The organism is Paenibacillus sp. GCM10027629, from assembly GCF_042676425.1.
In the GTDB taxonomy this organism is placed as follows: Bacteria; Bacillota; Bacilli; order Paenibacillales; family Paenibacillaceae; genus Paenibacillus_K; species Paenibacillus_K terrigena.
In genome coordinates this window covers 1,127,843-1,151,749 of record NZ_JBHTGZ010000009.1, presented here as the reverse complement: position 1 = coordinate 1,151,749, position 23,907 = coordinate 1,127,843, and the positions used below count along the sequence as shown (strand labels likewise).

18 protein-coding genes are annotated in these 23,907 nt (G+C 44.5%); 15 read left to right on the top strand and 3 right to left on the bottom strand.

Annotated features, from left to right (window positions below; translation table 11 throughout):
* Window positions 1-74: 74 nt before the first annotated feature.
* From ACFQZR_RS14710 to ACFQZR_RS14650, 13 genes are all read left to right on the top strand, one after another.
* The gene (locus tag ACFQZR_RS14710) at window positions 75-986 is read left to right on the top strand and encodes a serine hydrolase domain-containing protein (RefSeq protein ID WP_379347066.1); all 912 of its coding nucleotides are present in this window, start codon (window positions 75-77) and stop codon (window positions 984-986) included.
* Between the two features lie 271 nt (window positions 987-1,257).
* Window positions 1,258-1,353, top strand: coding sequence for a competence inhibitor ComI (gene comI / locus ACFQZR_RS14705; RefSeq protein WP_379347064.1), 96 nt, complete (start codon window positions 1,258-1,260; stop codon window positions 1,351-1,353).
* A 646-nt stretch (window positions 1,354-1,999) separates the two neighbouring features.
* Entirely contained in the window at window positions 2,000-6,127 is a 4,128-nt protein-coding gene (locus ACFQZR_RS14700) for an Ig-like domain-containing protein (RefSeq protein WP_379347061.1), read from the top strand.
* 178 nt (window positions 6,128-6,305) lie between these two features.
* Window positions 6,306-7,142: an amidohydrolase family protein gene (locus ACFQZR_RS14695; protein ID WP_379347059.1), complete on the top strand. Its 837-nt coding sequence runs from the start codon at window positions 6,306-6,308 to the stop codon at window positions 7,140-7,142.
* 9 nt (window positions 7,143-7,151) lie between these two features.
* Window positions 7,152-9,464: a helix-turn-helix domain-containing protein gene (locus tag ACFQZR_RS14690; protein WP_379347057.1), complete on the top strand. Its 2,313-nt coding sequence runs from the start codon at window positions 7,152-7,154 to the stop codon at window positions 9,462-9,464.
* 220 nt (window positions 9,465-9,684) lie between these two features.
* Window positions 9,685-10,599, top strand: coding sequence for an ABC transporter permease (locus tag ACFQZR_RS14685; RefSeq protein ID WP_379347055.1), 915 nt, complete (start codon window positions 9,685-9,687; stop codon window positions 10,597-10,599).
* A 13-nt stretch (window positions 10,600-10,612) separates the two neighbouring features.
* Complete coding sequence (locus ACFQZR_RS14680) at window positions 10,613-11,545, top strand: carbohydrate ABC transporter permease (protein ID WP_379347053.1); 933 nt, start codon at window positions 10,613-10,615, stop codon at window positions 11,543-11,545.
* 102 nt (window positions 11,546-11,647) lie between these two features.
* Window positions 11,648-13,138: an ABC transporter substrate-binding protein gene (locus tag ACFQZR_RS14675; RefSeq protein WP_379347051.1), complete on the top strand. Its 1,491-nt coding sequence runs from the start codon at window positions 11,648-11,650 to the stop codon at window positions 13,136-13,138.
* A gap of 102 nt (window positions 13,139-13,240) precedes the next feature.
* A complete protein-coding gene (locus ACFQZR_RS14670) occupies window positions 13,241-15,094 on the top strand; it encodes a heparinase II/III domain-containing protein (RefSeq protein WP_379347049.1) in 1,854 nt (617 codons plus the stop codon).
* Between the two features lie 45 nt (window positions 15,095-15,139).
* Entirely contained in the window at window positions 15,140-16,042 is a 903-nt protein-coding gene (locus ACFQZR_RS14665; protein ID WP_379347047.1) for an aldo/keto reductase, read from the top strand.
* A 28-nt stretch (window positions 16,043-16,070) separates the two neighbouring features.
* The gene (locus ACFQZR_RS14660) at window positions 16,071-18,140 is read left to right on the top strand and encodes a hypothetical protein (protein ID WP_379347045.1); all 2,070 of its coding nucleotides are present in this window, start codon (window positions 16,071-16,073) and stop codon (window positions 18,138-18,140) included.
* Between the two features lie 28 nt (window positions 18,141-18,168).
* Entirely contained in the window at window positions 18,169-19,305 is a 1,137-nt protein-coding gene (locus tag ACFQZR_RS14655) for a glycoside hydrolase family 88 protein (protein ID WP_379348851.1), read from the top strand.
* A 15-nt stretch (window positions 19,306-19,320) separates the two neighbouring features.
* Entirely contained in the window at window positions 19,321-19,995 is a 675-nt protein-coding gene (locus tag ACFQZR_RS14650) for a hypothetical protein (RefSeq protein ID WP_379347043.1), read from the top strand.
* Window positions 19,996-20,199: 204 nt separating this feature from the next.
* On the opposite strand, the gene ACFQZR_RS14645 is transcribed toward ACFQZR_RS14650, so the two are convergent.
* The 3 genes from ACFQZR_RS14645 to ACFQZR_RS14635 are packed head-to-tail and all read right to left on the bottom strand — an operon-like array spanning window position 20,200 to window position 21,040.
* Window positions 20,200-20,478 (bottom strand): hypothetical protein, encoded by a 279-nt coding sequence (locus ACFQZR_RS14645; RefSeq protein ID WP_379347041.1) that lies wholly within the window; start codon window positions 20,476-20,478, stop codon window positions 20,200-20,202.
* Between the two features lie 17 nt (window positions 20,479-20,495).
* Window positions 20,496-20,768: a hypothetical protein gene (locus tag ACFQZR_RS14640; protein ID WP_379347039.1), complete on the bottom strand. Its 273-nt coding sequence runs from the start codon at window positions 20,766-20,768 to the stop codon at window positions 20,496-20,498.
* Entirely contained in the window at window positions 20,765-21,040 is a 276-nt protein-coding gene (locus ACFQZR_RS14635; protein WP_379347037.1) for a hypothetical protein, read from the bottom strand. The genes ACFQZR_RS14640 and ACFQZR_RS14635 overlap by 4 nt, the downstream gene beginning before the upstream one ends.
* A 349-nt stretch (window positions 21,041-21,389) precedes the next feature.
* Between ACFQZR_RS14635 and ACFQZR_RS14630 the strand changes: the two genes are divergently transcribed.
* Both ACFQZR_RS14630 and ACFQZR_RS14625 read left to right on the top strand, forming a co-directional pair.
* A complete protein-coding gene (locus ACFQZR_RS14630; RefSeq protein ID WP_379347035.1) occupies window positions 21,390-22,985 on the top strand; it encodes an FAD-dependent oxidoreductase in 1,596 nt (531 codons plus the stop codon).
* Window positions 22,986-23,061: 76 nt separating this feature from the next.
* Window positions 23,062-23,769 (top strand): hypothetical protein, encoded by a 708-nt coding sequence (locus ACFQZR_RS14625; protein WP_379347033.1) that lies wholly within the window; start codon window positions 23,062-23,064, stop codon window positions 23,767-23,769.
* The last annotated feature ends 138 nt before the right edge of the window (window positions 23,770-23,907 follow it).

Sequence of the window (23,907 nt, the reverse complement as noted above, 5' to 3'; positions counted from 1 at the left end):
TTAAGGAGGTGGGGCATCGTGAATACAAGAACGTTATCTGAAAGTTCTGAAAAAAATAATAGGAGGTCGAAATCATGGTAGCACCAACAATAATTGATAACAAATTTATACCATTAATTACATATACAGAAGAAGCACAAGAAAAGTTTGGGTCTTCAGCTGCTTCTATTGTGATAATTCAGGACAACAAAATTTTAACAGAATGGTATTCTGGAAAGCATCATTTTAAGAATGGATCTCTCGTAGTAACAACTGATTCTATGTTTAACTTGTATTCACTAAGAAAGACGTATGTCGGACTCGCTACAGCAATTGCTGTTGTAGAAAGCAAATTGTCTGTTGATAGTAAAGTTTCTGATGTTCTCACAAAAATGCCTGAATATGAGTTGGGCAATACCACAATAAGAGATTTAGCAACAAAATCAGGTGCTAAATATTTTGGATCAAATCGTATTGAACGCGAGGAAGTAGCGTGTGAACTCATTAAAGAACTTACAGGATATAATATTGCTGAACTAATTACAGATCGAATATTTAAACCAATGAATTTAACTGATACTGAGTGGATTTCGGTACCTAAAGAAAAATTAGTTTGTGATTTTCAAGCTGCAGACGGTTATGCATCCGTTAGAATTGAGTCAAATGAAGGTCATGAAAGAAATTTGTATTCAAGTGCGAGAGACCTGGCAGAGTGGGGAAATTTACATCTAAATAGAGGTTTAATAAATCATAATCAGTTAGTAGTGCCAGTTGAAGTTTTTAAGCTCATTGAAGAATTACGAATTGATACCGAAGATAAGAACCGTATATTTGGATGGTACTATCAGGATAAGTGCTGTTATGCATCAGGTGCAGCAGGTTGTCACTGTGTAATTGTGCCTGAGTTTAATGCGGTAGGAGTTCGAATGTTAAATAAATATACAGAAAACTACACTGAAGATCAGAATTCTTTTAATGAAATATTCTATAACTGCCTTCAAGCATAAGTGAGTAATTCAAGAAGACGGTAACGCTCCTTTAAGCCACTCGGTTTCGTAGATACAAGAACGTTAGCTGAAAGACCGGCCCCAATGACTTATGAGCAGTTCAATCGCAACGTCCTGTTGCTTGATGAAATATTTTCGTCATTTGTGAAGAGTAGAATTCTAAAAACCTAGAATATACAAGAACACTTGTACGTAGATGTAAATAAAGGTAAAATATAACTACAATTGAATCTTAGGTGGGCATGGTTTCCCTTCGAAAGGAAGTGAAGCCATGGAAGTGAAAGATGCATTAACGATTATGTTCCTATTTGGATCATTTATTCTTGCTCTTTTAACTTACAACAATAATAACAACAAGAGAAAGTAAAAACCCACCCTAAGGTTGAGGCCAGAGGTGGGTTTTGTTCCTATACGACTTAGAAGGGAATAAACCATCCAAGCCAATTGTACTGACCAAGTGTTCGCAGCACTTGGTCTTTATTATCTATATAATAACACATGTAAAAACATGTATCAAAACAATATTGAAAAGCGATATGACAATATGTAAGTAATGCAATGGAGGCATCCCCACCATAAAACACTATTTTAACGCCGCGTCGCCACGCTCCTTTAAGCCATTCAAGTTCGTGGATACAAAACGTTAGGAGAAACCTATGCAAATGAAATGTTGCCAAAACTTTTGTGGGACCTCCTTTGTCGATATGGCAAGTTATTAGCAATAATTATGTTTTATTACACTAAATCTTTGATTGTACAGTACCGATGTACTGCTATTTTTGATTTTTACAGTTTCGTATACGCATCCTTCTGTGCAATGGTAGGCATATAAGATGCGAAAGGAGGGATAGCGTTATCAGACATGCTATATGCTTTTCAGTTTTAGTACGGGACAAGATAAGTCGCTTTTGAATGCGTTGATCGCAAGCGGTGAGAAAACGGACAAGAATCATGACGGGAAGTTGACATGATAGACCTTGCAATTGTGGCCAAAGCGCGATAGGAGGATATGTATGAACTTATTAAGAAGAATTGCTAGTCCAATATTAGCATTTACTCTGGTATATAGCCCGCTTTCAGATATGGGGTCCATATCCAAAGTACATGCTCTTGAAGCTACTGCCAAGGCATTCTATATAGCCAAAAACGGCAATGACGCAAATAGCGGTACAATGGATGCTCCTTTTGCAACGTTGGAAAAAGCAAGAGATGCGATCCGCGAGTTAAAGAGTACTTCCGGATTACCAGATGGGGGAGTTACCGTTTATCTCAAAGAAGGTGTATATAACCGTACGGCATCATTTGCGTTAACAGACCAGGATTCGGGCACATCAAGTTCTCCAATAACCTATAGGGCATATGGAAATGATAAGGTTTCTATCATGGGTGGATATAACATAGATACAGCAGCTTTTACACCTGTAACAGACCAAGCCATCTTGAGCAGGCTTCCGCAAGAAGCTAAAGATAAAGTCAGACAGATTGATTTAAAAGCGCAGGGCATTACGGAATATGGTCAAATATCAAAGGCTGGATACGGTTGGCCTAAAGCTGCACCAGCACCTGAACTATTTGTAAATGGTAAATCCATGACATTAGCACGTTATCCGAATACAGGCTTTTTAACGACAGGATCAGTAGTTCAGCAAGGATTTATCCCGCGTGATCATATGTCGGATATGCCGGCAGGAAATCCGAGCCATCCTGACTATGTCCCACCGGATCAATGGATTACCAAACCAGGGCCAATCTTTAAATACAGCGATTCTCATATCGACAACTGGGCACAGGAAAGCGATCCATGGCTCTTTGGTTACTGGAGATGGGACTGGGCAGATGATAATTTACATATTAAATCGATTGACACGGTCAATAAAACAATTGAGGCATCCCATCCAAGCATGTATGGTGCCATTAGCGGACAGCGTTATTATGCCTATAATTTGTTAAGTGAAATAGACATACCAGGTGAATGGTATCTAGATCGAACCAGCGGTATTCTCTATCTATATCCGGAAAAGGACGTAAACGATAGTGAAATGCAGCTTTCCGTTCTTGATACACCGTTAGTGGATATGAAAAAGACTGATTTTACAAACTTCATGGATATTACGTTTGAGGTTTCCCGCGGACACGGCATTAAGATGGTTGATAGTTCCAACAATCGTATCGTGCATTGTACGTTTAGACGTCTTGGGCAAAAGGCGATCATGATTGGGGACGAGGAGGCTTTAGCTAATGATCCGGGTAATGTTAAATTTAACAGCGGCTACACGGGAGGAAGCAATAACGGGGTTATAAGCTGTGACATTTATGATACCGGACAAGGCGGTATTTACATGCTCGGGGGCAACAGATCAACACTTACGCCTGGAGGACACTATGCGGAAAATAACCATATTTATCGATATGCTCGTATCCTAAGAACATATACGCCGGCTATTTCCTTAAATGGTGTAGGAATCAGGGCTACCAATAATCTGATCCATGACGCGCCCCATATGGCGATTCAATTTAAAGGAAATGACCATGTTATTGAATTCAATGAAATCTATGATGTATGTCAGGAAACCAGTGATGCCGGAGTAATCTACTCATTACGTGATTGGACCTACCGCGGCAATATGATTAAAAACAATTACATCCATGATATAACAAATCTTGGAGGGCTTGGTTCGTATGCTGTTTATCTTGACGATTTATTGAGCAGTGCAGAAATAACAGGAAATGTATTTTACAACGTTTCTAATAGCGCATTTTTGCTAGGCGGTGGCCGTGACAATACGGTTAAATACAATATTATGATTGACAGCGGCAAATTTATGAGCCTGGATAACCGTGGAGAAGGCTGGGCTGCTTACCATGCTGAAGCACCGAATGGAACAGCCTATAAAAATTTAATGAGTGTTCCCTATAAGCAGGAGCCTTGGGCAAGTAAATATCCGCAACTTGTAAATCTATGGGAAGATAGCCCTAAGATTCCTAAGGGGAATGTTGTAAAGGATAATGTGCTCTATAACACAGCAGAGGGGAGTATTGCAGACAGCGCAAAAACATATGGCACGATCGGAAATAATTTAAAACTGACAGCGAATGAGGATGCTGGGTTTGTAGATAAGGCAAACAGGAATTTTAAGCTGAAAGATAGTTCGATCATTTATCAGCAAATTCCTGACTTCCCCAAAATTCCATTCGATAAGATGGGGCTCAAGCTAGATGAATACCGTACAAGTATCGATGCAAATATTGGGGATTTCCATTTGACTACCCCTGCCAACCATTCAACTAATCTTGACCCCATGAATGTTGTCTTCGAATGGCAGAAGGCTGATGGCGGAGAGGGTTATGAACTGATTGTCGCAGAAGACGAAGCATTTACCAAGATAATAAGTGATGTTAAATTGAATGGGACTCGCAAGGCAATCGATGGGTTAGAGGCAAATAAAACGTATTATTGGAAAGTAAAAGCATATGTACTTGCGAATTCTGTTACCGGAGGCAAGTGGAGTTCTGAGGTATATACATTTACGACAGGGGCATCCAGTACTTTTACAGAAGACTTCGAGAATGGATTTGCAGGATGGACGGCAGAGAAAGGAACACCTAGTACAAGTAGTGCACAAGCACATAGCGGGACAAAGAGCTATGTAAAAGATGAAAATGTTGATGCTATTTCAAAAACATTTTCTAACTACTACAATGGTTTCGTTACCGTCTGGTATTATGACAACATGTCTGGCGCTACGAAGCAACTGGTAAATGTTGAAGGCGGAAAGTGGATCGCTCTAGGTGTCGATACAACGAAAACGGCAAGCAGCGGCGGAGCAAAGTATCAGATCCGTATCGATGGTGATTTCACTTCTTCGGGTGTCGATCGAACAAAAGGTTGGCATAAGTTTACCTGGGATTATACATCTGGAGACCATGTTGATTTGTATATTGACGACCAGAAAGTCGCAACGGCGGATTCCAAATCATTTAATAAAATCGCCATGGGAGACTTCTGGGGAGCGGCTGGCATTGGATATTTTGACGATATTAAAATAGAGAATTTAAGAGTAGCCGTGAAGGGTGTAGCGCTAAGCAAGCCAAGTATGGAATTGGAAGCAGGAGGCACGGAATCAATAACAGCAACAGTAACGCCTAATGCTGCTGCGAACAAAAATGTTACCTGGAAGTCTAGCAACGATGCCATCGTATCTGTAGATCAGAATGGCGTGATGACAGCCCATGCGGAAGGAACAGCTACCATTACGGTAACGACGGCTGACGGGGGATACACGGCAGACTGCACGGTTACAGTGAAACAATCGATGCCGAGAGCGGCATTAACCGGTCCTAAGACGGTGAACTCCGGCCAAACACTGGATGTCACGATGGGATTGAGCGGTGTTACCCAAAATGTATACCAGCAAATGTATGGCCAAGATTTGACGCTTACCTATGATCCGGTGAATCTGCAATTCGAATCCGTCACTTCGGTTAGAGACGGGTTTCAAGTCATCGATCACAAGGAGTCGGTGCCAGGACAAATCCGGATAGTGGCTGCCAGCGTGGGTACGAACGTGTCGGCTCAAGGCGATTTGTTGCTAATGAGGTTTAAGACAAAGTCTGTAACTCAGGCAACCTATACGACAATATCAATAGACCGTGCGGTGATTGCTAATGGACAGGGGGATGAACTGCAGGTCGGTGGAGCATCCCATGAGGTACAAATACAGATATCTAATATACCGGTAGATAAGTCGCTATTGAATGCGTTGATCGCAAGCGCTCAGGCGAAATATGCTGCAGCAGTGGAAGGCAGCGAGGACGGTCAGTATATAACAGGATCCAAAGGGCAATTGCAGTCGGCGATCGATACAGCCCGTGTGACAGCAAACGATCCGAATGCTACTCAGCAGCAGGTGGATCGTGCGAAAGAAGCATTGGAAGCAGCCATTCACGAGTTTGACACCAAGCGGATAACCGCAGATATCAATGGTGATGGAATTATCTCGATTGGTGACTTGGCTATCGTGGCAGGGGCCTATGGCAAACAACAAAGCCAGACGGGTTGGAATGCGAAAACGGATGTGAATCATGACGGGAAAGTTGACATTGTAGACCTTGCCATTGTGGCCAAGGCGATCTTGAAATAGAATAGCTGTGCAAAATGCTTGCAGGGAAGGAAAAAAGGGGAGAATCATTCTCCCCTTTTTTATTTTTACAGGCTTTTTGTCGTGTCCATTACTTTTTGCTTGAAAAATAGTACGAGTCAGCATATTGTAATCAATAATGATTTATATATGCTAAAATTTAGAAATGGGGTTGTAGTTCATGATGATTGATACACATCAGCACTACTGGAGACTAGATCGGGGAGATTATGGCTGGTTGACACCATCTTCTGGTCCCCTACTATTTCAGGACTATATGCCAGACCTGTTAAAAGATGAATTACACCATAACGGGTTTCAGGGGGCCATTGTTGTACAAGCGGCGCCGACGATGGAAGAGACGACATTTCTTCTTCAATTGTGTGATAAAGAAGATACCTTGATGGGTGTCGTGGGCTGGCTTGATATCAACGCTTCAGATTTTGAACAGCACTATCTTCGTTTTCGAAGCCATCCGCGTTTTGTAGGAATTCGTCCAACTTTTCCGGATATTTCGGATGGAGAGTGGGGGCATCACAAGCAGCTTATACATAATTTATCCATACTTGCTGAGGACGATTGTCCTGTTGACTTGTTGGTTCGTCCACCTGGTTTGGCAAAAATGGCAAAGCTACTCTCGTATGTGCCTAACCTGCCTGCCGTTGTCGATCACCTAGGTAAGCCGGATTTGTCAGGGAAAAGTGATCAACTATGGGCGGACGGATTACGCGCCATTGCGAAATTTGAACGTACCTCCTGTAAGGTGTCTGGACTCGCGACAGAGGGGGAGTTTGGTAATCGCACAGCCCAAGTGATACAGCCTTATATTCAGCATGCCATTCAGGTGTTCGGTTCTTCAAGGCTGATGTTTGGCAGCGACTGGCCGATTTGTCTGCAAGCAGGTCGTTTTACGGAGATGAGGTCTATGATTGAGGAGGCATTGTCCCATTATTTATCCACTGAAGAGATCGATCATGTATTTGGTCATAATGCCGTTAGGATATACGGTTTACAATAGGAGGGAACCATGAAGATTCTTCCGAAGTATAGATCTAGAAAATATCTTTTCCGATTGCTCCTCTCCATTTCGATCGTTACGGTAATTTTTCTGACGATTAGTTCTTCACTCCTGTACTATATATCCGAGAATAAGATGCTCCAAATGCAGCAGCAAGCAGATTTGAAAGTGCTTTCACAAATTAAATATAACATCGATAACTTGAATGAAACGGTTAAAAATATAACAGTTTCCACTTCTATGGATTCGGATGTTGTCTATTTATTGAATACGTCCGTGATGGATAAAGGTGAACTCGCACAAAAGCTGAACAGACTGGAAAAAATGGTCTCAGGGTCTATGTTCCTGCAAAGCGTTACGATTTATAACGCCAATACGGGATGCTACTATTCAACCCAGAGCAGCATAAATTGCGCGGACGATGGCATGAATGGTTCACTGTCCAAGTATATAAAGTCGCATAAAGATATCCCAAGGCTGAAGTTCATCCCTATTTCAGGCGTACAAGAAAAGTCACCGGTGTTCTCGATGTTTATCTATGACGAAGTAACTGACAGCAAGCTGATTGTAACATTAAAGCCGTCCTGGCTTTTTGATAATATCAGTAACTTGAATCATGTGGACAGTGAACAGCAGGGCACGATTTTTGTTACAGACAAGTCTGGTACGCCGCTTCTGGAAACTACGATGAATACTCAGGTTCCTTTGGATGAATACCGAGAGGTGATTCGAAATCGTGCCGAGGCCGGTGTAGATCAGGATTATCTCGTCTACGAGAGCGACAGCAACAAGTTTATACTTAGCTTCATGTCATCGAGTCAGAGTGACTGGATCATCGCGAGCGTACAGCCTTATCAAGTTGTTCTCGGGAAGCTCCACGAGATGCGCAAGATTTCCTTGATCATTATCAGCGTAGTTCTCGTGTTGTCCATAGCAGTTTCCTTTATTATTGCCTATCGACTCTATCGTCCGATTGAAAATATGCTGCAGCAGATGTTGGGGAAGCGGACTAGCAGTGGAGCGGAAAAACGTTCGGATCTCGATGAGCTTAAGCTTATTACCAACGAATATCAAGACGCGATGCACAAGTTAGTCAACCTGGAAAGGGAAGAATATTCCCAGAGGGATCAACTCAAAACCTTTGCACTACGTAGACTCATCTCCGACGCCAGCCTGTTAACGCCACAGGAGATCCAGCAAATTCAGTGGGATATCGATCTCCATCAAAAGCTGCGCCTTTGCGTGCTTCTCATTGATGATATAGAGGAATTCGAAGGGCAATCCAGCGATTCCGATAAACGTCTCTATAAATTTGCGATTGCCAATATTACGAAGGAAATATTAGCAAGAGATTTGCACTGTGAAATTGTACCGATGCAAAACGATCATTTTGTGCTGCTGCTTGGTGAAGCCCAGGAAGGTTCCAGCATGCGGTTAGAGAACCTGAAAGGAATCTTACAAGAACTGCAGCAAACGATCATTGCCTATTATCGAATTTCGCTATCCATTGCAATTGGAGATGAAACGCAGGAATACAGCCAGCTTTCTCGCCAATATGGTCAGGTTCTGGAGAATGCATCCTACCGCATCGTTCATGGGAAGTCTTGTATCATTACATCTGAGATTGTCGAACGGAATAAAGAAAATAATGGTCCCTTTCAGTTCCCAACAGAAGCGGAGAAAAAAATATTGGAATCCATCAAGTCTGGTCAAAGCACGAAATTCCGTGAACAGCTCGAAGGTTTGTTTCATCAATTGGAAAGCTTACATTTCAACAACATCATGTATTCTGTGTTTCATCTGCTCGCCATTCTGAATCAAGCAGTGGGGGAAATGAACAGTAACTCCGTTAGACAGGTGAATCTCGATTTCAAATATCAATACCAGCAGCTACTCAAACAAGAATCACTGCAGGCCATGTTCAACATGTTCTTGAATATTTTTGAAGAAATTCATGGGCAGCGCTCACAGGACTTCAAAACGCAATCCAATCGGATATTGATTGAGACGATTAAGGAAATCATTGAGGAGCAGTATGAAGATGCCAATCTAAGCCTGTCGAGTGTAGCGAGCACCATGAAATTATCATCCGCTCATGTCAGCAAGCAATTCAGGCAGCAAGAATCGATGTCGGTCAGTGAATATATCAATGAAGTTCGTCTGCGAAATGCGCTCGCTCTTCTTGAGAATAATGACTACAGTATCTCACGTATTATGGACATGGTAGGTTACAGTAACGAGAGTTATTTTTTCAAGCTCTTCAAGAAGAAGTTTGGCACAACGCCCAAAGAATATCGTTTTAAAAAAGTTCTTGATGAATAATTCACATGGTCAGCCGCTCCACAAGCCGTTTCAGAGTTTACACGCTGAAACGATGCTACCGGGGCGGTTTTTGTGTTATGGACGTAAAACTACAGTGTTTTAGCGTTTTTACCTGCAAAAAGTAGAGTGTTTTTTATTAATTACAGTATTCCTTTTGCTTGTTTTCACGGGATAATAGGGGCACAGCAGTCGCTTGCGGCAATGAAAAGGAGGAGCAGAAATGATTAAAAAAGAGTGGAGGCACTTTAAGCGAAACCGGGAATTGTTCGTCATGTCACTACCGGCGATCGTGTATAAGTTATTACTTAGCTATCTGCCGATGCTCGGTTTGGTTATCGCATTCAAACAGTATCGATACGATCTTGGTGTATTTGGAAGCGAATGGGTGGGATTTAAGAACTTCAAGTTTTTCTTCAATTCGGATACAGCACTCATCGTTACTCGCAACACCATACTTTATAATCTTGCTTTTATTGTACTCACCATCTTGATAGCGCTTACACTGGCTATTTTATTGAATGAACTCTCAAGAAAGTGGATCAAGGTACATCAAACGGTGCTATTTTTGCCTTATTTCCTATCTTGGGTTGTCGTCGGATATGTGGTATTGGCATTCCTCGATCATAAAAACGGCTTTTTAAATGTCATTTTAGGACTGTTCGGCCAAGATGCGATCAAATGGTATGAGCAGGCAAAGTATTGGCCGGTGATCATTGTCATTACTCAGCTCTGGAAGTCTGTGGGCTTTTCAACGCTCATCTATTATGCAGGAATGCTGTCCATAGACTCCAGTTATTATGAAGCGGCAAAAATTGATGGCGCTAACCGATGGCAAATGATTCGTAAAATTACGATACCGACTTTAATGCCATTGATCGTGATTCTGTTCATTATCGATGTAGGGAAAATATTCAGGGCGGACTTTGGATTGTTCTATTTTATTCCGAATGACTCGAGCTTTCTCTACAGTACGACGGATGTTATTGATACCTATGTATACCGATCACTTCGGGTTGTCGGGGATATTGGAATGTCCACCGCGATTGGATTATACCAGTCCGTCGTCGGGTTTATTCTGGTACTTCTGGCCAACTGGGTTGTTAAAAAAATAAACTCGGATAACGCGCTCTGGTAAGGAGGGATGCAAAATGTCTACGATACAAGTTACGATAAACAAGAAAGCTGCAAAAAACTCTTTGGCAAGTAAAAAATCGAGCTGGAGCTCCCGGATTATTAATCTTTTCTTCTGTGCGTTATCCATCCTGTTAATCATCCCTATGATTCTGGTCATCTCCATCTCGTTCACTGATGAGAAAACACTTCTACAACACGGTTACCATTTGCTCCCGGAGAAGTTTAGTCTTGAGGCGTATTCCTTAATATTTAAATCCCCTGGCGTATTATTGAATGCCTACGGTATTACCATTCTGGTGACCGTGATTGGGACGGTTATTGGATTATTTCTAACTAGTTTGACCGCATACACGATCTCACGCAAAGATTATCGGTATCGTAAACCGATGACCTTATATGTATTCTTTACCACCTTATTTAGCGGCGGGCTCGTCCCGTTTTATATTATGGTCACCCAGTATTTGCATCTAAAAGATACGATGTGGGCATTGATTGTCCCGTATTTGCTAAGTCCATTTTACATTCTGGTGATGAAAGGGTTTCTGGATAAAATTCCGATTGAAGTCATTGAGTCCGGCAAGATCGATGGAGCAAGCGAATGGCGTATTTTCTTTACCATCGTGCTGCCGCTCTCCTTGCCAGCGCTAGTTACCATCGGGCTGTTCATCTCGTTCCAGTATTGGAATGATTGGTGGCTGGGCTTACTGTTCATCGACGACCAGAAGTTGGTTCCACTTCAATTAATGTTGTATCGCGTAATGAGCACCATCGAATATTTGTCCAACAATATGTCAACCGTTAACGTGAGTATCGACATGACGCAATTTCCGAGCTTGTCAGCAAGAATGGCCATGGCGGTGCTTGCAGCGGGACCGATGATGATCGTTTTCCCGATGCTGCAACGATTTTTCATTAGCGGCCTAACCGTAGGTTCTGTCAAAGGCTAGTCGAATGAACGGCTATCAAATTGCTTGGTACAGCGGGTTCATCTTCCCGTTCGTACGAGCAGTTGATATAAATATCATAATATACTTAGGGGGAAAGATGGGATGAAGAAGCAATGGCTCAAATTGTTTGCAGGTGTGATCAGTTTCGTATTGGTATTGACGGCATGTGGAGGTGCCAAGGAAGAGCAGAAAGCCGCAGAGGGTAAGCAAAATGAAGAATTGCCACCCGTAGAGTTAGTATGGAATTTCCCATTAAGCGCAATTCCGCAAGACTTAGCAACCGTTCAGGAAGCGGTGAACAAGATTACCAAAGAGAAAATCAATGCAACGGTAAAGATGCAAGCGCACACATTTGCCGATTACAATCAAAAAATGAACACGATCGTTGCATCCGGTGAAAAGTATGATGTTGCTTGGGTGGCCAACTGGAACTGGGACTATCTGCAAAACCAATCGAAGGGTGCTTTTCTGGAGCTGGATGATTTGATTCAACAGAACGCGCCGGATTTACTCAAATCGATGCCTGACTTCGTCTGGGATGCAGCCAAAATCCAAGGTAAAATCTATGCCATTCCCAACTATCAGACGGTAACGAAAAAAGAAGGTTTTGTCATTCAAAAGCGTTTTGCAGACAAATACAAGCTGGATGTCAGCTCCATTAAGAAGTTTGAAGATATCGAACCATTTCTGAAACAAATTAAAGAAGGCGAATCACAGGACGTGGTTCCATTTCTGAATGATAAGAGTGGAAGATTCAGTCTAATGTACCAAAGTCAAGGGTTAGAAGCGATTAACAATGTCGTGGGTGTGGAGCTTCAGAATCCTGACAAACCTATTAATTTGTTCGAGACACCACAATATAAGCATTACCTGGATGTGATGAGAGACTGGTATACCAAAGGCTATATTAACGAAAATGCGGCAACGCTCAAGAACAAAAACGATATTATCAAAACGGGCAACGCAGCCGTTCAATTCCATAATGTGCTGAAGCCGGGCGGTGAAGTGGAAGCCAAAGCAGCCAACGGCGGAAATGATGTCATTTACGTGCCAATTACGGATGCGTACGCTTCCACAGGCACGGTTATTACAACGATGCAATCCATCAGCAAAAACTCCAAAAATCCTGAACGCGCAATGATGTTTATCAATCTGTTAAACACAGATAAAGAACTTTATAATACTATCAGTTACGGCGTTGAAGGTAAACATTACAAGAAAGTGTCCGATAACGTCGTTCAAATCAATAAAGATGGCGGTTATGCACCTAACGCGAACTGGGTATTCGGAAACACATTTAACGCTTATTTGGTTGAAGGGATGGATCCTTCCGTCATGGAGCAGACCAAGAAAGAGAATGAAACGGCGCAGAAGTCCCCATTAATGGGTTTCAAGTTCGATAACACGCCAGTTATGGCGGAAATAGCCAATTTGGTTACGGTGATCGATGAACATCTGCCGGGACTCGATACAGGTACGGTTGATCCAAATACGAATCTGAAAGTTTTCCAGGATAAGTTGAAGCAAGCTGGCATCGATAAGGTCATTGAAGAAATGGCAAAACAAATTGAGGCCTGGAAGCAGACGAAGTAATTGGTAGATACGTACCGTGACGGAGTGGGTCACGGTACGTATCTTTCCTATGGCGTTAAACGGCTATCATTTCACTAAGTCTTCACGATGGAGGTAACTGTATTGATCAATCAACTGACACTCAAGCAGTTTAAACAGGCCTTGGAGGAGACGGACTGTCCCTCACAGATTCTTTTCGCAGAAGCAGTCTCCCCCGAGTATTGGCATAGGATCAGAGAAGGGGCGAAATACGCAGAAATTTGGGAGCAGCTTGAGGCAAAAGCGGAAGAACTGCTCGCGATGACGCCGGCGCCCCCCTCATTCTCGGACTTTATTTTATTTGGCAGCACTGGTGATCGGACCATTTATCAGAGCAAGCGGGATCAGCTCTACTCAGGGTTGCATACATTCAGTCTGCTTGCCATGGCAGACAGCCGCCCGGAATGGATCACAGGGTTGGAAAATGCAATTTGGAACATTTGTAATGAGTTTACGTGGGTACTGCCTGCGCATGTGGGGCTCTACCATAACCAATATCCGAATCAAATTTGGGACCAGCCAAAGATGCCTCGCGAAACGGTTGATTTAGCGGCTGCACACATCGGATTTACACTGGCTGAAATCATTCATTTGATGGGGGATCGCATGCATCCGTGGGTTGTCGAACGTGCCAAGGCAGAGATACATCGGCGAATTTTTGAGGTGTATTTCCATGATCCGGTCCCTCAGAACTGGGAGCTCAAAACGAACAATTGGCCCGCAGTCTGCGCTTCTTCCATTGGAGCGGCAGCGATTTATCTGGAACAGGACAGTGAAAAGCTAAGCGGCATGCTGTGGCGAGTCATCAATGTCCTCCGCGCTTACCTATCCGGCTTTGATGAGCAAGGGGCCACGCCGGAGGGACCGGCCTACTGGCAGTATGGATTCTCGCATTTTGTCTATTTTGCGGAGTTGTTAAAGGAGAGAACGCAAGGGCGAATCTCCCTTCTGGAAGACAAGAAAATCGAGCAGATTTCCCTGTTTCCGCAATTTTGCATGCTGGGCGGTGGAAAAGTTGTCAATTTCTCCGATTCCGCCGAGCAGGTGAAATGGAATACGGGCGTGATTCATCGCTTGCAGAGCTATGCACCGGCCCTTCAAATGCCGGAATCAACGACCTGGCTGACGCCGACTTCGAACAGCTGGTTGGACAATGCAAGACTTATGCTGTGGTCTCCTGATCGGACTGAATCCCAGACAGAGACCCGGCGAGATTCGGGACGGATTGAAGAGAGGATTTTCGAAGGGAATCAGTGGGCCATTTCGAAGGTCACCGATGCCAAGGGCCGCATGATCGCTTTTGCAGCCAAAGGCGGTTATAACGAAGAGCCGCACAATCACAATGATTTAGGGCATTTTATTCTCCATGTTGATGGTAGAAGTGTGCTGGCAGATATGGGACTCGGCGTATATACAAGGCAATACTTTCAGCCAGAGTATCGTTATGCGCAGTTGAATGCAGGCTCGCATGGCCACTCGGTGCCGATCGTGGATGGCTGCACACAGGGCTTCGGTAGACAGTTTAACACCGAAATGACCGGGCACTATCAAACGAATGAAGAAATGGCTGTGACACTGGATCTGACGAAAGCGTATGCATGTACCTCATTGAGACAGCTTACACGCCAATTTGTATGGAAACGCACTTTGAACGAAACGCCGTATCTCGTCATTCGTGATCAGGTTTCTTTTTCCAATCAACCGACTTCCTTTCAAGAGGTATTCATTAGTAGTGTTCAGCCAATGAAGACGGTTCCAGGTCAATTAGAATTGAGCGATGTTACCCTTTTCTACGAAGAGAGTGAGTGGTCTGCTGAAATAGGGTCCGTGACGCTAGATTCCGATACGGAGAAGGGAAAGAGATTTTATCGGATCATCCTTCATCATCATCATCCGGTATCCGACATGGAGATAGCGTTTCGGTTCGTGATTAGCTAAGGTTAGCAGCATTGTGCTCGAAAAAGAATAAAGGAGCGGGCCACGATGGAATATGCCATATTAGGAAAAACAGGGTTTAAAGTATCCAAAATCGGCCTTGGCGGGGCACCACTTGGTGGTGATTACGGCGGGACAACGGATGAAATTGTGACTCGAGTCATTGATCATGCACTGGATTTAGGCATGAATTTCATAGATACAGCCCCTTTATACGGTCGCGGGGAAAGCGAACGAAGAATCGGAAAAGCGCTGAAAGGCAAACGCAGTGATGTGATTATCGCCTCCAAAGCAGTTATGCGAGGAGAGCCTTACACGTACGAGAATACGATAAAGTCAGTTGAAGACAGCTTGCGCAGACTACAAACGGATTATATTGATTTGATTCAGCTCCATGAATTGGAGCAGACCACCTTTGAACAGGCGATAAACGAAACGCTGCCTGCTTTCCGTAAGCTGAAGGAGCAGGGGAAAGTAAGAGCGATTGGTGTGAATGCAGGTCGTCTAGATTTGTTGATGCCATTCCTTCAGGAGGAATTGGTCGATACGATTCAGACTTATGCGAAATATACCTTGATAGACTATTCGGCAAAAGACGAGCTACTGCCCTTAGCGAAGGAGAAACAGATCGGCGTGATTCATGGCAGTCCGCTTGCGATGGGAATTTTGGCGGATCATCCGGCTCCTTTTTTGCAGAACAATGCGGTCCTGCTAGAAGAAGCCGCTCGAAGAATGACACAGCTTGATTTTCTAAGGAATACTGCACCAAATGGTCTTGTTGAGCCGGCGCTTCGTTTCAGTCTGACTTGCCCGGATATCGCCATAACACTCGTTGGAACAACCTCGATTCAATCACTAACGTTGAATGCCAGCTTTTGTGATGGTAGAGGCTTATCTGATGATGAGATGACAAAAGTGTTCAGCTTATTCCAAGGGCAGCGATTGTTATAAATGGTTCTGACGAACAGGAGGTTTCAAGATGGCCATCACAGAAAACCCGTTATCTTATTTGAATAAACTCGCAACAGCGGACCCTATTTCCGATCTGATAAAAATTTTTACATCTCGTAAAACACAGGTTTCTATAAAGCAAACTATGGTACGAAGAGAGCATTATCTGGATTTTGCCGAAGGTCGTGTACGTGCCTTTTTACCCTATATGAATGAGCAAGGGGCTATTCTCGATCCGACAGACGGTAAGGAACATGAATATGCAACGGCATCCTTTGTCAAGGCAGGCGCAGTACTTCTTCAATCGGGTCGATGCCGGGATTTGCAAGAATTCATTCTGAAGGCAATGGATTGGGCCAGTTATTGTCTGGGCGCAAATCAGGTGCCGGACGATCATGCTGACTTTACATCTCATATGCTGGTACTGGGGTATGAGCAATTGTCCAGCCTTGCTGATCCTGACAGAGTAGATTGCTGGCGCTCGAATTTGCAGCGGGTTGAGCCGGAGCTTACCTATTCGCAAACCGAGCGGAATTTCCCGGATATTCGGCAAATTCGCAATTGGGCAACGTATGCGATGCACGGAGAGATGATGAGGTTGCGCGCCGGGCTGACGGATTCCACTGCTTTTATCGATAAGTACCTGCCGTATCAGCTGACCCGGTTTACGCCGGAGGGGCTCTATCGAGACCCGAATTTGCCAGCTGCCTACGATTTGGCCGCAAGAGACCAGTTAAGCGGTGTGCTGGAGGCGGGCTACGAGGGAGCAGCCGCTGAACTGCTCAAGGTTCTTCTTCATCGGGGAGCCAAAACCATGCTGTTCACCCAATCGACAACTGGCGCCACGAGCTGCGGCGGTCGCAGTAATCAGCTGCTGTGGAATGAGCTCTCCTTCGTGCATATTTGTGAGAGAGAAGCTGCCTATTACCTGCGGCATGGGGAATTGTTGTGGGCAGGAACGTTCAAACGTGCCGCGCATCTAGCCTATCAATCGATTCTTCGATGGGTGGAGGATCCGACTGAATTTCGATTATTCAAAAATCGCTTTCCGATCGCGGATCGTGTGGGTTATGAGTTTTATGCCTATCATTCGACGTACAGCTTGTATGCCGCACAGATCGCCGTTTCATGCTATTTGGATGCAGATGATTCGATTGAAGAAACAGCTGCCCCCGCCGATGTTGGGGGATTTGTGCTGCATTTGCCTTCATTCCACCGCATTTATGCAACAACCGGTTTGATGCAGGGCGGCTATCATATGACAATCGATACTGCTGCCCAGATGGGTCAGGACGCAACCGGATTTGTTCGACTGCACCGGGCAGGGATCCCAGAAGAAACGGCATTGTCGACCGGAATCGCTGGTCTGGAGGGAGAGATTCCTTGGATATTTTATCGCCCAAAGCAGACGATTCCCGCACCGCTCTTTCCGGCAGCCATTGGTCCAATATGGCGGGATGAACATGGAACTTGGCATAGGCTGGCAAATTACGGCCGAAGACAGCATGAAGTTTTTCATGCTTTGGATGCGGAGGGACAACCGCTGAATGCCGAACAGCTATCGTGGTTATGTGAATTATCAATATCGGAGCCTGAAGGTCAAGAGAACAATATAAGTTTTGCCTTAACCTATGATGCAAATCCGCAGCCGAAGGCTTACCTTCTTGACCCGAAAACGCCCGGTGCCAACGTGAATGAAGTATACCGCAGGGCGGTAAGCGATGTTTTGCCGAGACCGGGGAATGGCAGTGCGGAGCGTATTGAGGAACATTATCGAATAGGCGTGGATGGAGTAACGGTTACCTGGAAGTTTGATGCAGCTGAAGCAGCTGAGTTGAATGGAGTTGGCGTGACGGTTCCGCTGCTGGTGACGAATGGGACGGATCAATCGTCGATCTCCTGTGAGGGGAATAAAGTTACGGTGAAATACGGTCATGCTACATATACCGTGTGGGCGGATGAAGCGGAGACAAATATTGAACTAGAATTGCTGCCGGGAAGAATGCCGAACCGGAATGGTCATTACCAGCTGGCACAATGGACGCGGAAGGATAAACAGGAAGTCAGACTGCACTTTTCACTGACGAATGAACAATAAGGCTTCGGGCCAGAAGGGGGTAGAGATGATGAATATTGAGCCACAGACTGAGTCGTCTAGTCTTCTTTGGTTAGATCAGACTTGGAGCAAGATTCAGAGAAAGGTCGAGAACATGTGCGAGTCGATCGGTGCTGACTTCCCATACGCCTCATATCATGGCAAATATAATCGGGAGGAGGCGGATTGGTGGACCAACGGTTTCTGGCCCGGACTTCTATGGCTGGTTTATCGTGAGACCAAGAATGATCGTTTAAGAGAAATTGCCGCGCTTACGGAAACGAAAATGGATCTGGTTCTGCATGACTTTTACCCGCTCCATCACGACGTAGGCTTTATGTGGAGCCCGTCTTCTGTTGCGCAATATAAACTCCTTGGCAGCGATGATTCCAGGCGGAGGGCTTTGACTGCAGCGAGTCACTTGGCAGGACGATTCAACCCGATGGGCCAGTTCATTCGGGCTTGGAATCAACCGGAGCGTGTCGGTTGGGCGATTATCGATTGTATGATGAATTTGCCTTTATTGTACTGGGCCAGTGAGGAAACAAATGATCCGCGTTTTCACCATATCGCCAAACTGCACGCAGATACCACGCTGCGCGAATTTCTTCGTGCTGACGGGTCGGCTCACCATATTGTCTGCTTTGATCCAGAGACGGGAGAACGCCAGGAAGCACTTGGCGGACAGGGCTATTCACCGGACTCCGCCTGGTCACGGGGTACTGCGTGGGCCATTTATGGCATGGCTTTGAGCGCTCGTTATACCGGTGATGTCCTTTATATCGATGCGGCAAAGCGTTCGACCCATTTTTTTCTCGCGAATCTTCCAGAGGATGGGCTGCCGCCATGGGATTTCCGTGCGCCCTGGGAAGAAGGAATGGCCATGGATTCCACGGCCTCAGCTTGTGCGGCAAGCGGCATGCTGGAGCTAAGTTTGCTAGTGCCGCCAAGTGAAGCTTCCTTATACAGAAATGCTGCTGAGAAGCTGCTTCAGAAGCTGGACGACAAATGTTCGACCTGGAATGACCCTCATGAAGAAGCGATTCTTCGGTTCGGTACAGCCAATAGTCCCCGAAAAACGCATGTCAACGTGCCCATTATTTATGGTGATTATTTTTTTGCGGAAGCCATTAGCAAGCTGCGCGGGATGAAAGACACGTTCTGGTAAGAGGGGATGTTTCCAATGAGACGTTTATTGTATTACTCCCAGCTTCGGCGGGACTCCGAAAGCGAGTTCCGCCGCACGGTGAGTGCAGAAATTGAGTCACTTCGAAGCGATTGGGCTGATCAGGGACTATCAGATGTATCTATCTTTGTATCACAATTATATGTGTTTATTTATGCGGAAACCGCTCATTCTTCGGCACAAACAGAGTGGTGCTGGCCTCTTCATTACAGCCGATTGTTGGAGTCGTGGCCAGCGGATCCGCTAAGCTCATTAGAGCTTGAGAACATGTCCAGGTTGGCGGTGCCAGTAATTGATATTTTTCATGATGGAGTTCCTGAGCGGTATGACTCGTGGAGAGAACATCGTCAAGTTGATGAGCGAATCGGATCGATCGCTTGTTTACGACCAGAAATGACAGCAAGTTATATCTATTACCACTTTCAAAAGCAGGAAGAATCGGCGTCCAGCTTCAATGAAACCTATATTATCGGATTGTTCGGCACGCTGATCTTCTCGTATCATGAATTGCCAAGCTTTATTAGCGAACACAAACGTCAGGGATGTCTGAATTCACGGCAAACACCAGCAAATTGGCATGAAGTGATGCAGCCGCATTTTAGGTCTTGGAAAGATGAAGCGGGTAAAGATTTACTATGGATGCGGATGGAGAGAATTCATGGAAGCATATGAACAAGGTATGGCTTACAATTGATCACTGGGTCTGACGACAAGAACATCAAGACATTGAATGCCGCATAAATTGCGGCTTTTTTGTTTTACGATTAGATTCCCTCGATTTTGTAGGGGAAAGCGATCAGCTCAAAATGCAGCCCGCCCCCTAAGAGAGAACGGACTGCATCTCAAATCGTACAGCATGTTTTAATGGTCACTTTTTTATTCAGAGGTGTCAGATTTCATGGCTTCTAACACTTGTGAACGGAATTCTTTTTCCTGGTTAATTACCGATTCTAGAAGCGGGAGCAACGATTCTCTTTGCTCATGAAGCTGTTTCCCGCTATTCAGGAGATACATATACATAAGCATCAAAGCGGAATAATTATCGACGTAGGTTATGGCTTTTCCACCGGCTCCACCTGCCCCACCCGTTGCAGAAGCGTTAATAGAATTAAGCTTCTCTTCCAGGGGACTGAGAGATTCTTTAATGTCGCTCATATATCATCATTCCTTTCTTAGTCATCTACGGCAATTGCACCACCATTTCCACCATTGCCCCCATTAGCTGATGCTGTGCTGCTCGCATTTCCGCCATTTCCGCCATTTGCACCGGTAATTGTAGCTGTAATAGTAACTCCAGCAAATACATTATTACTACCAACAGATAAAGTAAAAGCTGCAGCTCCTCCGGCGCCACCTGCCCCGCTGCTACTAACTGTGTTTGCGATCTGTCCAGCATTCCCACCATTCCCACCGTTACCGCCGGTGAAAGTTCCTCCATCGCTCATGCAGTTTCGCCTCCTATTTTATTAATATTGATTACGCTTTTTCCATCGATAGTAATGCTTGTCTTAATTTCGTTATTAGTGATAACAATATTACCAACAGTTAAGGTGCCGGTTGATTTATCGAAAACCACATCTAACGCTTTAGTGTTGATCTCGGCTAGATTGAGGTTGTCGGACCCATCCAAAGTATAATCTTGTTCTGCGTCACGACCATCCGTACCGTTTTCTCCTGTTACAATCATTATTTTTTTTTTTTTATTTACATCACTCATTTACATCACCTCCATTCACTGACTCTATATGCATATTCCTACTAACCAAAATTCGTAAAGGCCATTATATTAGTATATTTGTTGATTTTGTTTAAAAAAAAGATAGCTTGATAGACGCCTATTTTCCTTTCCGGCGAGAGTTTTTGGGCTGGTATGATGGTTATATATCATGAGTTCCAACTATAATTTATTCTAAATTTTTCCTTAATTATTAATAATTCACTCAACTTTTCTCTTCTTTTATGAGTTTATAAAGTATAGAACGATCGAAGGAGGGTTGATTGGAAGATAGGTTTTCTTAGCCGGGCGTGATCAAAATACACTTTTAATCATGAAAGGATGTTCACCAATGAAAAATAAAAACGTGCAAAAAACAGATTTTGTTGTTCTCGGTGGAGGTTTAGGGGGCTGTATGGCAGCCCTTGCAGCAGCGAAATCAGGATTAAGTGTCATCATGACGGAGGAAACAGATTGGATTGGCGGTCAGCTAACCAGTCAAGCGATTCCGCCGGATGAGCATCGTTGGATTGAGAAATTTGGCTGTACACGGACCTATCAAGAATTCCGCAACCGGGTAAGGGCTTATTATAAAATGAATTATCCACTGACGGACGAAGCATTCCAGAACGAAGTGTTAAATCCAGGGAATGGATGGGTTAGCCGACTCTGCCATGAACCTAAGGTAGCACTGCGTGTCATTGAGGATATGCTTGCACCTTATACGAGCAGCGGCCGCATTACGATCTTATATCAATATCGCGTCGTCGATGCTGTAACAGATGGCGATCTCGTTATATGTGTAAAGGTTCGGCAACATCATAGCAGTGAGGAAGCTATACTCCAAGGCACATTTTTTGCGGATGCTACCGAATGCGGAGATTTGCTGCCTTTGGCTGGTATTGAGCATGTGATGGGAGCCGAATCGAAAGAACAGACAGGAGAGCCACATGCTGCGGAAGTGGCGGATCCATTAGATATGCAGTCGATTACACACGTATTTGCCGTGGATTACGTGGAAGGTGGCAACTTTACGATAGACAAGCCCAAACAATATGATTATTGGCGTCAATATGTACCGCAGAACTATGAGCATTTGCCTCTGCTCGGTTGGCTCGTTCCTGAGATCAGCAAGAACAGTACCATCAAAGAGTACGCACTTTTTAAAGGCAAACTAGGTCAGTGGTGGGAGTCCTTATTCAATTATCGCCGTATTATCGATAAATCCCTATTTAAGAATCAATTATTTCCAAGTGACATTTCCTTGATTAATTGGCCGCAGAACGACTATCATCTGGGCGCCATTTACGGTGTGTCCGAGCATGAACGAAGCAAACATTTGGAAGGGGCGCGTCAATTAAGCTTATCTTTATTGTACTGGCTGCAGACCGAGGCGCCACGCTTAGATGGAGGAAAGGGATATCCCGGGCTTCGTTTACGTAAGGATGTGCTCGGAACGGAGGATGGATTCGCCAAACATCCATACATTCGCGAATCGAGACGTATCAAGGCTTTATATACGATAACGGAGCATGATGTGAGCAAGGAAATTCGTGGACAGCAAGGCATTCGCACATATGAGGACAGTGTAGGCGTCGGACACTATTATCTGGATTTGCATATGACAACAGCATCCCATCGCAGTCTATATATACCGTCTTATCCCTATGAAATTCCGCTAGCAGCGCTGCTTCCAATTCGTGTGAAAAATGTGCTCCCCGCTTGTAAAAATATTGGAACGACTCAAATTGCGAACGGATGTTATCGGCTTCATCCGACGGAATGGAATATTGGCGAAAGCGTCGGTTATATCGTTTCTTATGCATTCAAAAATCAAATTCAACCCCATGATATAAGAAAAGACTCCAAGCACATGCAAGCATTTCAATGGATGATCCAGGAACAGGGCATACAAATCCATTGGCCCGATGATATAGAACTGCCTTAATGATAGATTCACGCCGAAATTCACGGTAGGGAAGCTGCTTTCGTTCGTACCAATTTTTGGGTTGAGGTGATGGACAATGAAATGGGTCAAGCGAATGGGTCAGGCTTTGTTCGTACTTCTTATTCTGCTGACTGCGGCCGGCTGTACAAAGGCACCATGCGCGGAGATCATCGAGTGGGTTGATTTTCTGATGATTAATAACATTAAATATTATTACAACGACGATGGAACTAGGGAAGTAACAGTTGAGCAACGCGGAGACAAGGTAGGTGAAGTCTCCTATATGTTAAATGAACACGCTTGTACGGGCCATGTGAACAAGAACGGGGATGCGGCATTCCTTCCGATCGGTACTGGTATTTACGCCATGAAGGGTTACAAGTCGGGGTTCCGTGTCATAGCCGACAACAAGATTTATCAAGTAAATGATAATCCGAATGCAGCAACAATGGGAGATTTATTGGATATCAACGGAAGAGTGGAGAAAGTGAGTCTAGAAAGCGCTGAGGATGGCAGTCCAATCGGCGATTTCAGCGCGAAAGCGGCATCAGAATTTATCCAAGAGTTGCTGCCGTTGTCTCATATCGGTTTCGATGCGATCTATAAGAAAATAAAGCATGAATCCGGCATTTTCCTACGCGTGCACCTTCAGGATGGAACATCCTTTCGGATGGTCTATTATCCGAAAGCGAACGCCTTTACAGAAGGTGCATTCGGAACAGAAAGATTGAAAGAGTTAATCATGACTCAAAGACAGCAAATTAAAGCAGCGGCAGGATTGTAAATGCGCAGTTCTCTCGGGAGATGGGTTAGCATTGCAAATTAGAGCTTGAAGTCGCGGAAATCGCGGCTTTTTTGTTTTAGTAACTGCAGCCGGTGCATGTCGGATTAGATAAACAGGGGTTGTTATGGTTGAATCGTA